Origin of the sequence: Pedobacter petrophilus, from assembly GCF_009674725.1 — a bacterium.
Lineage (GTDB): Bacteria > Bacteroidota > Bacteroidia > Sphingobacteriales > Sphingobacteriaceae > Pedobacter > Pedobacter petrophilus.
The window spans coordinates 24,851-37,910 of record NZ_WKKH01000018.1 but is presented as its reverse complement, the minus strand read 5'-3'; the positions used below and the strand labels follow the sequence as shown (position 1 = coordinate 37,910).

The 13,060-nt window shown below is 37.7% G+C and carries 8 protein-coding genes; 7 read left to right on the top strand and 1 reads right to left on the bottom strand.

Translation table 11 applies throughout. The features are described from left to right. The first annotated feature begins 9 nt into the window (after positions 1–9). The 3 genes from GJU39_RS12780 to GJU39_RS12770 all read left to right on the top strand — a co-directional run bounded on the left by GJU39_RS12780 (position 10) and on the right by GJU39_RS12770 (position 6,740). The gene (locus GJU39_RS12780) at positions 10–3,219 is read left to right on the top strand and encodes a SusC/RagA family TonB-linked outer membrane protein (RefSeq protein WP_154281190.1); all 3,210 of its coding nucleotides are present in this window, start codon (positions 10–12) and stop codon (positions 3,217–3,219) included. Positions 3,220–3,244: 25 nt separating this feature from the next. Further along, positions 3,245–4,717 (top strand): RagB/SusD family nutrient uptake outer membrane protein, encoded by a 1,473-nt coding sequence (locus GJU39_RS12775; RefSeq protein ID WP_154281189.1) that lies wholly within the window; start codon positions 3,245–3,247, stop codon positions 4,715–4,717. Positions 4,718–4,925: 208 nt separating this feature from the next. Continuing rightward, positions 4,926–6,740, top strand: a complete 1,815-nt coding sequence (locus GJU39_RS12770) for an endo-1,4-beta-xylanase (RefSeq protein ID WP_167515685.1) — start codon at positions 4,926–4,928, stop codon at positions 6,738–6,740. A 99-nt stretch (positions 6,741–6,839) separates the two neighbouring features. Here GJU39_RS12770 and GJU39_RS12765 read toward each other — a convergent pair whose 3' ends face one another. Beyond that, positions 6,840–7,691 (bottom strand): AraC family transcriptional regulator, encoded by an 852-nt coding sequence (locus GJU39_RS12765; RefSeq protein WP_154281187.1) that lies wholly within the window; start codon positions 7,689–7,691, stop codon positions 6,840–6,842. A gap of 275 nt (positions 7,692–7,966) precedes the next feature. Here GJU39_RS12765 and GJU39_RS12760 point away from each other — a divergent pair, with 275 nt between their 5' ends. The 4 genes from GJU39_RS12760 to GJU39_RS12745 are packed head-to-tail and all read left to right on the top strand — an operon-like array spanning position 7,967 to position 12,970. Beyond that, positions 7,967–9,826, top strand: coding sequence for a heparinase II/III domain-containing protein (locus tag GJU39_RS12760; protein WP_167515684.1), 1,860 nt, complete (start codon positions 7,967–7,969; stop codon positions 9,824–9,826). Position 9,827: 1 nt separating this feature from the next. After that, positions 9,828–10,358 carry a gluconate 2-dehydrogenase subunit 3 family protein gene (locus GJU39_RS12755; RefSeq protein ID WP_154281185.1) on the top strand — a complete coding sequence of 177 codons (531 nt, stop codon included), beginning with the start codon at positions 9,828–9,830 and terminating at the stop codon, positions 10,356–10,358. 14 nt (positions 10,359–10,372) lie between these two features. Further along, positions 10,373–12,049: a GMC oxidoreductase gene (locus GJU39_RS12750; protein WP_154281184.1), complete on the top strand. Its 1,677-nt coding sequence runs from the start codon at positions 10,373–10,375 to the stop codon at positions 12,047–12,049. A 15-nt stretch (positions 12,050–12,064) separates the two neighbouring features. Beyond that, complete coding sequence (locus GJU39_RS12745; protein ID WP_154281183.1) at positions 12,065–12,970, top strand: sugar phosphate isomerase/epimerase family protein; 906 nt, start codon at positions 12,065–12,067, stop codon at positions 12,968–12,970. Positions 12,971–13,060: the final 90 nt, after the last annotated feature.

The following is a 13,060-nucleotide window of genomic DNA, read 5'->3' as shown; positions in this document are numbered from 1 at the left end:
ATTTAAAGTATGAAAAAATTTGCCTTTCGTGATCCACGTATTCCAAAAAGTGTATTGTTTAAATCCTTTTTGTGTTTACTAGTAGTTTCTCTTACTGCATCGCTGTTAAACATACACGTAAAAGCAGCAGTAAATCCCAAACTAAAAATAACCTCAAGCAAAGCTGTTATAACTGTTTCTGGTAAAATAACTGATAGTAATAATGAGACACTTCCAGGGGTTAGTATTAAAGAAAAAGGCACTCAAAATGGGGTTGTATCAACAAATAATGGCGATTTTAGTATCAATGTATCTTCAGAAAATTCGGTATTGGTTTTTTCTTATATCGGTTTTGAAACACAAGAGATATCTGTTGGAAAGAATACCAAGTTAAATGTTGTTTTAAAATCAGAAAGTAAATTACTTAACGATGTAGTGGTTATCGGCTATGGCTCTGTTAAAAAAGGCGATGTAACAGGTTCAGTATCTTCGATAAAAGCAGCTGATTTTAAAAACACACAGCTAACCTCAGTTAGTCAGGCTTTACAAGGTAGGGCTGCGGGTGTGCAGGTAACCAATAGTGATGCCACTCCTGGTGCTCGGCCAAACATCAGGATACGAGGAAATAATTCATTAGGAACAAGTAGTGAGCCTTTATTTGTGGTTGATGGATATCCGAGTAATGAAGATTTAAGTTCTTTAAATCCAAACGATATTGAATCTATGGAGATATTAAAAGATGCTTCTGCTACAGCTATCTATGGTTCTCGTGGCGCAAACGGAGTAATATTAATTACCACCAAACGTGGAAAAGCTGGGCAGTTGAACATTAATTTGGAAGGTTACCATGGAGTTAGTTCAGTTACTAAAAAACTTGATTTAATGAATGCCAGGGAATATGCGGAATATAAAAATGAGGTGATTAAAAACCTCACGCCGACGGCTGCGCCTTTTGCATCACAGGCTTTATTAGATTATTTTTCTACCCACACCACTAACTGGCAGGACGGACTTTTTCAGTCAGCACCAGTATCTAGCGCACAATTAAGCATAAGTGGAGGTGAAGAAAAAACCAAATTCCTACTAAGTGGAGAGGTATTTCAACAGGACGGTATAGTACGAAAAACTGGCTTTGAAAGAGGGAATTTACGTTTCAACTTGGATCGTCAGATATCTGATAAATTAAAATTCGGTTTAACTTCCGTTTTAGCCCATACACTTGGTCATAACACGCTTGTTAATACAGCTGGAGGAACTCAGGGTGGCGTAATATTGAATGCTCTACGTATTAATCCTTCCATACCTGTAAGTGGACCAATTAATGGCTATTCTTACGGTAATGGCATCATAAGGGATGATTTCTCTGTAAGTTATTCTGGCAATGTAGACAGATTGGGTAATCCTGTAGCTTATTCTGAAAGGGTAACTAATGACGCCTATCTAAATAGGGCACAAGTAAGCATGTTTGGAGAGTATGATATTTTAAAAGGATTGAAGCTTAAAGTGCTTGTTGGAGGCGAATCTGCAAGCGGAAGGCAAAACTTTTTTGCGCCGAGCGATCTTTATGAAGAAGCTGGTAACAAAGGCTCTGGTAGTAAATTTAACCGGATTACCAGAAACTGGTTAAATGAAAACTACCTAACTTATACCAAAGATTTTGGATCTAAATATTCAATTACAGCATTAGCTGGTGTATCTTTTCAAAAATTTAATAACGAAACTAGTACCGCTAGTAGTGCCGGAATATTTTCAAATGCTTTTGAGGAGAATAGTTTAGGTGCGGGGCCAGCACAAAAAGCATTTTCTTTCGCAGATCAAAATCAGCTACAATCATACTATACACGTATCAATGGGAAACTATGGTCTAACTTATTACTAACAGCAACTTTAAGGGCTGACGGATCAAGTAAGTTCGGTGCTAATCACAGATATGGGTACTTCCCATCGGCAGCCATAGCTTATAAGCTTAAAGAGTTGCCTATGCTTAAAAAATTAGATATGATATCTGATTTAAAAATACGAGCAGGCTATGGGGTAACTGGAAATCAGGAAATTAATCCTTATCTATCAAGGTATGGGTATGATTTAGCTTCATCAAGCAATAATCCAAGTGCAAAAGATGGCAATGTAGTTTTCGGAACTACCAAGCAAGTTGCCGCTGCTGCCTCTCAAGTCTCAAATCAAAATCTTCAATGGGAGCAAACGGCAGCTTTTAATGCCGGAGTGGATGTAAGTTTATGGTCTGAGCGATTGCTCTTTACTATTGATTATTATAATAAGAAAACCACTAATCTATTATGGCAAGTAGCATTACCTGCAACAACTGGCTTTACAAACGCTCAGGAAAATCTAGGCTCCATTAGTAATAAAGGGTTAGAACTTTCCCTTTCAGGAAAACCTATAAGCACTACAAACTTTAAATGGAATTCGTCATTTAACCTTGCAACCAACAGAAATAAAATTTTATCCCTAGGACTTGAACCGTTTCGGAAAATAGGGTCAGGTGAGTTTGAAGCACTTATCTCCAGAGAAGATTTTATAATTCTTCAACCTGGCCAAGAATTAGGGAAATTTTTTCTCTACACATTTGATGGCATCTGGCAATCACAAACAGAAATCAACAATAGTAACTTTAGTAACGCCTACAAAGCCACACTTAAACCTGGTTTTGCCAAATATATAGATATTAACAATGATCAGAAAATAGACCAGGGTGATAAGAAAATAATGGATGGATCAGCATATCCAAAATTCGTTTTTGGCTTTACTAACACCTTCTCTTATAAAGGATTTGAACTGAATGCTTTTTTACAAGGGCAGCAAGGCAATAAAATTTTGAACCTGAATAAATACTATTTAGAATATGAGGCAGCAAATAATAAAGGAAAAAGTGTGCTTAACAGGTGGAAAGGCGAAGGAACAAGCAACACGCTTACCGCTGCAGGTTCCGAAACTAGCAGATTGCTTGCAGACGATTTCCTTGAAGACGGAAGCTACATAAGGCTAAAATCGCTTTCCTTATCTTACCAAATAAATGATAATAAATGGTTAAAGGGAGCTAAAATAAATTCTTTACGCCTATATGTTACTGGTACTAACCTAGGCGTTATTACCAAATATACTGGTTTTGATCCAGAGGTTAATTCATATGCTTCTACCAGACAATTTGTACAAGGAGTAGACCAGGGAGCTTATGCAGTTGCACGGTCATTTATATTTGGAGCAAAATTTGGATTTTAGTATAAACGCTTAAAAAGAAAATGAAATGAAAAATATATTTAAAATTTTAATATTAATATTTTTTGTATCGATACAAACCGGATGCAAGAAATTTTTGGACGAAAAACAATTCTCCAGCCTAGACTTAGCCACATTTCCTAAATCTGAAGAAGATTTACGAGTATTGGCAAATGGGCTTTATATTATGTTTGAGGCCAATGAAGGCTATGGAAGAAGTAATTTGATACTTACTGATATATTTAGCGACGAATTGACAACAATAGCAACAAGTGGGCCTAGATATGAAATGCAGAATCATTTAATCACTCCTGTGAATAGTGAAATTGATCAATTTTGGGTGCGTAATTATATTATTATTTCTCGTGCTAACGTGATTATTAAACAAGCTCCTTTATCAGGGTTGTCTGATGCTGTTATTAACCCTTACCTTGCCGAAGCACGGTTTATACGGGCGCACTGCTATTTTGAACTCGTAAAAATGTTTGGAAATGTACCTCTTGTTTTAGAATCATTTACCGAACTGGAAGATCTGAAAGCACAAAAGCCTAGCAGAACGGAACAAAGCTTAGTTTATAAACAGATAATTGAAGACTTTAAGTACGCAGAGCTAAATTTAAAAAAGGAAGCTCAAATCTCGTCAGGTTACAAGGGTACAGCAAGTTCTGGTGCGGCTACTTCTTTACTCGCAAAAGTATATCTTACACGTGCTTACATGCCTTTTAAAGAAGCAGATGATTTTCAAAATGCAGCTGCAGCTTGCGAAAAAGTTATTAATTCTAAGGAGTATAATTTATTTCCTAACTATTCAGATGTATTTAATGTAACTAAAGAAAATGGGATAGAGCATATTTTCTCTATCCAATTTGATCAAGCACCGAATCGTGCAGGTGGCATGACCGGATTTCTGGTTGATGGTCTTGTTTATCCTAACTCATTTGGCTCTTTCCCTGCAGAACGTAAATTTTACGATTCTTTTCCAAGTACAGATGTTATTAGGAAGAAATTCAATTTTTACGATCAGGGTGTAGGTATAACTGGTACTCCCTACAATTATTTAACCACTCCAACAACTAATCCTTTTTGTGCTAAATACAGGGATGATGCATTGGCTTTAACGACCTTTAACGATCGTTGCAACTTTCTTATCATCCGCTATGCCGATGTTTTGTTAATGCATTCAGAAGCCTTAAACCGTATTAATCCAGCAGACCCCAATAAATACATTGGCATAAACAAAGTAAGATTTCGCGTAAACCTTGGGCTTCTTTCTGGCTTAGATCAAAATGCATTTGAAAATGCCGTTTTAGACGAACGCCATTGGGAGTTTTGTTTTGAAGGGAAACGCAGAGATGATTTAATACGTATGGGCAAGTTAGTGACTGTATTAACCGCCGCAGGATTTACTAATATTAAAGATTTTCATCGCTATTACCCTGTACCTCAACCGCAGATTAACCTTAATACTAATTTGTTACCTCAAAATAACGGGTATCAATAACAAAATAAAAGCCGGTGATTTCGCCGGCTTTTATTAAATATACTGACTTGTTACGACATAAATTAAACTACATAGATGTGAGTATTGAGATATGAGTATTGAGACAGGATGCAATTTGCATCAAGCTAACATGAGGGCACATAGACACCGAACTATGTGGGTCTATGTGACTATTTGGTTAATACTAAAAATTGTCAGGTATATAACCATGAAAAGGAAAATTACGCGCTTACATTCCATGCAGAAAATGAAATACAACCATCTTTTAAAGCTAATAACCGCTTTTTTTCTCTTTAGTTCAAATCTGGTTTTTGGGCAAGTAAAAATAGGGGACACATTACTCCGTGGCATAAACTCGCTAACAAATACTAAAGAATTTTCGGGTATAGAAACTGTAACTGTAAAAGATCAATTATTCACATCTGCCCTTAAGGTAAATACCTACAATATACCTGTTGGTACTAAAGAATACATATTAAGAGCACCAGTAAATAATAAGGTTAATGTTGGCGATGTTATGTGGCTATCATTTAAGGCAAAATGTATTCAAAGTAAAAGAGAATCTGGAGAGGCAGTTATAGAAATCTCATTAGACCGTACTGTTAATGGCAAATATGAATGGCCGCCTATCCTAGAGCGAGGCATATCAATAGGTGCTAAGTGGATAAGTTTTCAAATACCATTTATTGCTTCTAGAAACATAGCTTCTGGTGAACTATCATTTGTTTTAAAATGTGGAGCTGCAGCCCAGATTTTTGAATTTGGCGATTTAACGCTTATCAACTATGAAAAAACTACCAAATATAGCGACTTACCTCGCAGCGTGGTGCATTATGATGGAGATAGTCCTGATGCCCCATGGCGAAAGGCAGCTGCAGAGCGCATAGAAAAATATCGAAAAGGCAATTTGCAAGTTCTCGTGTTAAACAAAAACGGCAAACCTGTACAAGGTGCAAGTGTGGAGGTACACTTAAAAAAGCACAGTTTTGCTTGGGGAACTGCTTCAAATTCATCTATCTTATTAGATACAGTTAGTGCAGACGCAAAAATATACCGCGACACCTTAGTTAAGTACTTTAATGAAGTAGTTTTAGAAAATGAAATGAAAGCCAAGTATTGGCAAAAATATGACCACAACAAAACGCTATCAGCAACAAAATGGTTAAAACAGCAAGATATTAAAATAAGAGGTCATGTTATGGTTTGGCCATCTTGGCAACATTCACCTCATTTGTTACCCTTAAAAAATGATACCAGTGCACTTCAAAAATCTATATTGGCAACAATAAAGGATCAAACAACAGTAATGAAGGGGCAGTTTACAGAATGGGATGTAGTTAACGAAACATATAATCACCATGAATTGGTTGATTTATTAGGTAATAATGCCATGCTTAACTGGTTCAAAGCAGCGAGAGTTGGAGCGCCTGGCGTAAAATTATTTCTAAACGATTATACCATGTTTCGACAAGATGGAAAAGGTTCTCCCAGTGAAACATTTTTTGAAAATGCTAAGTTTTTGCAAGCGCATGGAGCTATAGACGCCATTGGAGAGCAAGGACACATTGGTAGCACTCCTCCCGCAATCGAATATGTTATAGCTAAGCTAGCTCATTTTTCAGAGTTAGGATTACCGATTCAGATTTCTGAATTCGACATTACAAGTGATGATAATGATTTTAAGGCACGTTATATGAGAGATTTTATGACGGCAGTATTCAGTAATCCCAATACAATTGGTTTTGTACAATGGGGATTTTGGGAAAAACAGCATTGGATTTCAGCCTCTGCACTTTGGGATAAAAATTGGAACATTAAGCCCCAGGGTCAGGTTTTCACAAACCTTGTGAGCAATGTTTGGTCAACCCATGAAAAAGGGATTACCGATAAGGACGGTAAACTACAAGTTCGTGGATTTAATGGAGCATACGAGATTTTGATAAAGAAAGGTAATAAAGTAATCAAAAAACAGACTAAATTAACAGCTAAAGGTGAAGTTGTTACTGTCATATTGGATAACTAAAAGTTATTAAAAGGTTGCTGCAAATCATAACCTCTGGGTTGTCGGAAAAGTAACAAGCACTAAATTACACAAGAGATAGTTGTTTCAAGGGGAATGCTGCTACAAATTTCTAATTATTTTTTTCCGATAGGCAGATGGCGTAACTTGTTTTAGTTTATAAAACTGTTTATTAAAATTCTGTAGTGTTTGAAAGCCACTTTCGAAACAAACCTGATTAATGCTTTTATCTACATTTGCCAAACTTCTACAGGCGTAACCGATTCGTACTTCATTTAAAAAGCTGATGTAAGTTTTTTTTGTGCATTTTTTAAAATAACTGCAAAATGCAGGAACGCTCATATTGCCAATGCTTGCTACTTCCTGCAGTTCAATTGGTCTTTTAAACGAGCAGATAGTAAAGTCAAAAATCTTATCAATCTTATCATTGCTTTTGGGGTCAGATTGTCTAACCATACCAGTCGACAGTAGGAGGTAATCAGTTACTGAAGCTATAATATTTAGACAATTACATAAACCAATTACACGTTGAAAGCCAACTGTATGCTCCAATTCTTTAATTAAGGCAGTTAGTGCAATCTTGCTTGAGTTCGAAACTTTTAATCCCTTCGCTGAAATAGCAAATAATTCTCTGATAGGGGAGCATTCGTCGGCTAAAAAGAAGTCTTCCCCCCAACAGTCCTCTCGAAATTGGATCACGATGGCACTTGTTATTAAATCTTTCTCCCGCTTTTGAAATGTATGTGGAAGATTTTTTCCCAAGAAAAATATATCACCTGTTTCAAACCCTCCAATATAATTACCGATAAAACTCATCCCAGAGCCTTCCGTAAATAATATCAACTCGTATTCTACATGATGGTGCCACGGTACTTCAAAATCAGGCGTGCGGTAAGATCTGCTCACAAACGAACTATTTTCTGTTAAGGGTAATTTTTGAACAATCGGCTTCATAGCATAATTACAATGTATTTTAATTCTAAGTGCTAATTTTATTTAGCATTTGATTAATATAGTTTCTAAATTAAATAAAATAAGAATAACATTTCACCTTAAGATGGTTTATTTTTATAGTTTATCAGGTAATATATTTACACCCCTGGAACCAAATCATACCAATAAATAATATTTATCACCTCATGAAAAGAAGGAACTTCACGGATTTAATAAAATCAGCACTAAAAACCTATCACCTTATTATTAGGGAGATATTTAATATGATTTATAGGATGAAATTTTTTGTTTCACTTTTCTTTATTTTCTATGCGGGTTTATGCTTTGGACAGGTTAAACTTCCGGATAGTATTTTATCTACTTTAAATACCGGCCATCCTAGGTTAATGTTAAAATCGATTAAAGACTTTGAAAATTTAAAAGTAAATATTACAAAAGATGAATTTCTTAGAAAGGTTAGCAAGGTATTGATACACCAAGCAGACTCTTTGCTTTCTGCGGATACTGTTAAGTATGTTCTGGCTAACCAGTTGGGCGGACAGTTGTTGGAGGTGAGCCGTACTGTTTATAGGCGGGTATACGTTCTTGCTATGGCTTACCGATTAACCGGAAATAAAAAATATGCTGCAAAGGTCTGGGGCGATCTTTATTCTGCATCTCGTTTCCCCGACTGGAACCCATGGCATTTTTTGGATACATCGGAAATGCTTCACGGATTTGCCATAGGGTATGACTGGCTGTATGAAGTTTGGACGCCCGAACAACGTAAAATCATCAAACAGGCCATAATTGATAAAGGCTTATTAAGGGCTTACATGGGTTACAGCGGCTTGGAGAATAAGCACTTGGTTAACTGGCCAAAAGCAACCAGTAACTGGAACCAGGTTTGCAGCGGCGGCGTAGGTTTGGCAGCTTTAGCTATTGCCGATGAAGAGCCCAAGCTTTGCAATTACCTAATTGGGCAGGTAATACAGCATATACCCCATACCATGTTAAAGTTAGCACCTGACGGGGCAACCGACGAAGGGCCAGGTTATTGGAAGTTCGGAACACAGTATAACGTGGCCTTGATAGCGTCATTAGAAACGGCTTTAGGTACAGACTTTGGTTTGAGCAAGATAGAGGGATTTTCAAAAACTGCCGATTACTTTTTAGCTATGGGCAGTAACAGCGGTAAGCCATTTGATTATGCCGATTGCTGGACGGACTTGATTCAATCGCCCGAACTCTTCTGGTTTGCTAAAAAATATAATCAGCCATTACTTGCAAGCTATCAAAAACAACATCCAGAATATAATGTCCGCGAGTTACTATGGTATGATGCGAGTTATGTTGGTGGTAAGGAACTGCCGCTAGATAATTACTTTCGAGGAGCCGAAGTAGCAACAATGCGTTCGTCGTGGAGTGACCCTAAGGCTTGGTTTGTCGGTTTTAAGGGCGGTTCTAATACAGCAAGTCACGGGCACCTGGACATTGGCAATTTTGTTTTAGAGCGGAATGGCAAACGTTGGGCGATGGATCTGCAACATGATACTTACGATTTGCCCGGTTACTTTGATATAGCTACTGGCCAGCGATGGACTTATTACCGGATGAAGGCGGAAGGTCATAATACCCTGGTGATGAACCCAGGTAAACAGCCCGATCAAAATACTAAAGCCTCGACTAAAATTGACCGCTTTTTATCCAGCAAATCATCAACTTTCGGGGTAAAAGATATGACGAATGCGTATTCCCCTAAAGTTGAATCGGCCATACGCGGTATAGCCTTGCAGGATAAAAAACAGGTGCTAGTTCAGGATGAGGTGCTTGCCGCAACGCCAGTGAAGGATTTGTATTGGTTTATGCAAACAGCAGCAACTATTCAACTTTCTGCAAATAAAAGAATAGCGATATTGACTTTGGATAATGAAAAACTTAAAGTCCAGATTGAAAGCCCTGAGAACGCGAGCTTTGAAATACTAGAAGCCAGGCCGTTGTCGCAATCCATACAACCACAACGTGAAGATCCAAATAAGGGTATCAAAAGATTAACTATCCACTTAAAAGACGTAAATAAAACCACCATTGCGGTTGTGTATAAAGATGAAGGAGATCACTCAGATACTATTATTAAACCTTTAAAAAACTGGTAACATGAATAGAAGGGTATGGATTAAGCAAATAGCCATTGTTGGTGGTGCCATATTATTGATACCTGCCTGTCAGGATGATAGGGGTGCCATTTCCCTTAAGCTAAAATTCATCAGGATTAGCGACAAGGAAGAAAGTTTACTTTCTGGGGTAGTAGAAACAATAATTCCCGAAACGGGTACCTATGGGGCAAAAAAGCTAAACCTATATCATTTTTTGTTAAAAATGATGGATGATTGCTATGATGATAAACAACAAGAAATATATGTTAAAGGCTTAAGGCAACTGAACAACTATTCAAGAGAACAGGCGGGCAACTCTTTTAATAAATTAACTCATTCCGATAAATTAACAATATTAAGGAGCATAGAGAAGGGAAAATCCATCGAAGATTTAAAATATTTTTTAGCAGAAACACGAAAGTGGGTTATAAAAGGCTATAATACCTCGGAGTATTTTATGACTAAGATTATCCCGTATGAGTTGGTTCCGAGTCGTTTTCATGTTTGTGTAAAAATATTTTCGGTTTCTTAAATAGATATGTAAAAATGTATGATGCGATAGTGATTGGTTCAGGTATGTCTGACGGTTGGGCCGCCAAAGAGCTTACAGAAAAGGGCTTAAAAACGCTGATGATTGAAAGTGGCCGCAATGTTAAGCACATTAAAGATTATCCTACAACAAATATGTTTCCTTGGGAATTTGCCCACCGAGGTACAGTGCCTTATAGTATAAGTAAGGAATATAAAATACCTAGTAGAAATTATGTGTTTGATGAAAGCACTGTGCATTTTTTGAAAAAGGATGCTGTACAAGAATACATACAAGAAAAACCTTACGACTGGATAAGGGGCAATCAGGTAGGCGGCCGGTCGCTTTTATGGGCCAGGCATACGCAAAGATGGAGCGACTTCGATTTTACCGGTCCGCTACGTGACGGTTTCGCAGTTGACTGGCCTATGCGCTATGCAGATATAGCACCCTGGTACAGCCATGTCGAAAAATTTATCGGCATAGCCGGAAACCGCGATGGATTGGCGACCTTACCTGACGGTGAATTTTTGCCACCTTTTGAAATGACATGTTTAGTAGAACACTTGCGTGATGTGGTAGGGCGTAATTATAAAGACAGGAATGTTATTATAGCGAGGGTGGCGCATTTGACCAAACCTCAGCCAATACATATACAACAGGGAAGAGTTAAATGTCAAAATCGGGATCTTTGCGCCAGAGGATGTCCTTTCGGTGGGTATTTTTCTAGCAATTCATCCACCATTCCCTGGGCCCAAAAAACGGGTAACCTCACTCTGCTTGCAGAATCGTTGGTGCATTCTATAATTTACGATGAGCAGACTAAGAAGGCTAAGGGTGTGAACGTGATCGACATCAATACCAAGAAAACTACGACATACTATGCCAGAGTTATTTTTGTAAACGCATCAGCACTCAATAGTAACCTCATTCTGCTTAGTTCAATTTCTGCAAGGTTTCCAAACGGTCTAGGGAATGATAGTGGATTGTTGGGTAAATATGTTGGTTCGCATAATTATAGAGGAAAAGTTACCGCCGAATACGATGGACTAAAAGAATTCGGTACACAGGGACGCCGACCGACAATGAGTTTTATGCCCCGTTTCAGGAATATTTACACGCAAGAAACCGATTTTTTAAGAGGTTACAATACTGTGATAGGGTCGCAAAGAGGCCATACTGATTATGGAAATGATTATGGTGAAAACCTAAAAGCCAATATTGATAATAAAATGCCAGGTAAATGGAAAATTTTCGCCCAAATGATGGGAGAAACTATTCCGAAAATAACAAATAAGGTATCACTTGATCCAATAAAAAAGGATAAATATGGACTGCCACTGCTGAGGGTAAATGTTAGTTATGATGAGAATTATGAAAAAATGATATTAGATTTTTTTGGTCAGTTTACAGACATGTTTACCAAGGCCGGTTTCACCAATATTGAGTCGATAGATACTAAACATAATCCAGGTAATGAAAACCATGAGATGGGCGGAGTAAGGATGGGAAAAGATCCCGAAACATCATTACTAAATCAATGGAACCAGCTTCATCATTGTAAAAATGTTTTTGTTACCGATGGTGCATGCATGACCTCTACATCATCACAAAACCCATCGCTTACCTATATGGCACTTACCGCTCGGGCTGCAAACTATGCGGTATCAGAACTTAAAAACAATAATCTATAACTAGTAACGGCGACGATGGAACAGATCAACAGAAAGAAATTTATCAAGTATTCGGGAATAGTGTTGGGTGCGTTGTCTTTGGCTTATAAATTACCCGATGCTGTAATAAAGGGTCCTAAACTATCCTTTTCTACACTTGGTTGCCCCAAATGGGATCTTCCGCAGATACTTGATTTTGCCTCAAAATACGATTATCAGGGAGTAGAAATAAGGATAATTGCCGGGGAACTCGACCTTAACAAATCACTCTGGTTCAGCGAGGCGAATATGGCCTCTACAAAACGTATGATTAGTGATAAGGGTTTAATCATAACAGATTTAGGCTCGTCGGCGCACATGCATTATAATGCCAACCCTGACAGGGACAAGAACTTTGACGAGGCCAAAAAATATATCGACCTAGCGCAGCGTTTAGGTAGCAAATATGTGCGGGTATTTCCTGAAAAGCTATTGAGCGGCGAAGCACGAAAAGCTTCGTTAGATACCATAGCCACAAACCTTAAACTACTTGGAAATTATGCTAGTCAGGTGATGATATTGCTGGAATCTCATGGTGAACTAGTGGAAATGAATGAGTTGCAGTACGTGATGCAACAAGCAGAAAACCACAACGTGGGTATGATATGGGATATTCATAATATGTGGGCGGCATCTAAACAGTCGCCTGCAGAAGTCTGTAAAAAATTAGCAAAATACATTAGGCATGTGCATGTTAAAGATGCTAAAGTAATTGATGGTAAAGAACATTATGTATTGCTAGGGAAGGGTGACGTTCCGTTAAAGGAGGCTTTTGATAGCCTGAAGCAGGTAAAATATAAAGGTTTTTACAGTTTGGAATGGGAAAAGCTGTGGCACCCTGAATTGGAGGAGCCCGAAATTGCCTTAGCCCAATATCCAGATGCTTTAAAACGATATTTTTAATTTAGCGTATTGATGTTGATTTTTGGATACTTTTTATCAATAAAAGTATCATTGCCCCGAGTGCTACTGAGATTTCGAAAGCTTTAAAAA

Bases quoted from the DNA above. Each gene is read 5' to 3' on its own strand.
- GJU39_RS12745 (WP_154281183.1), top strand. From the start codon at position 12,065: ATGGAACAGATCAACAGAAAGAAATTTATCAAGTATTCGGGAATAGTG.
- GJU39_RS12755 (WP_154281185.1), top strand. From the start codon at position 9,828: ATGAATAGAAGGGTATGGATTAAGCAAATAGCCATTGTTGGTGGTGCC.
- GJU39_RS12775 (WP_154281189.1), top strand. From the start codon at position 3,245: ATGAAAAATATATTTAAAATTTTAATATTAATATTTTTTGTATCGATA.
- GJU39_RS12750 (WP_154281184.1), top strand. From the start codon at position 10,373: ATGTATGATGCGATAGTGATTGGTTCAGGTATGTCTGACGGTTGGGCC.
- GJU39_RS12770 (WP_167515685.1), top strand. From the start codon at position 4,926: ATGAAAAGGAAAATTACGCGCTTACATTCCATGCAGAAAATGAAATAC.
- GJU39_RS12760 (WP_167515684.1), top strand. From the start codon at position 7,967: ATGAAATTTTTTGTTTCACTTTTCTTTATTTTCTATGCGGGTTTATGC.
- GJU39_RS12780 (WP_154281190.1), top strand. From the start codon at position 10: ATGAAAAAATTTGCCTTTCGTGATCCACGTATTCCAAAAAGTGTATTG.
- GJU39_RS12765 (WP_154281187.1), bottom strand. From the start codon at position 7,691: ATGAAGCCGATTGTTCAAAAATTACCCTTAACAGAAAATAGTTCGTTT.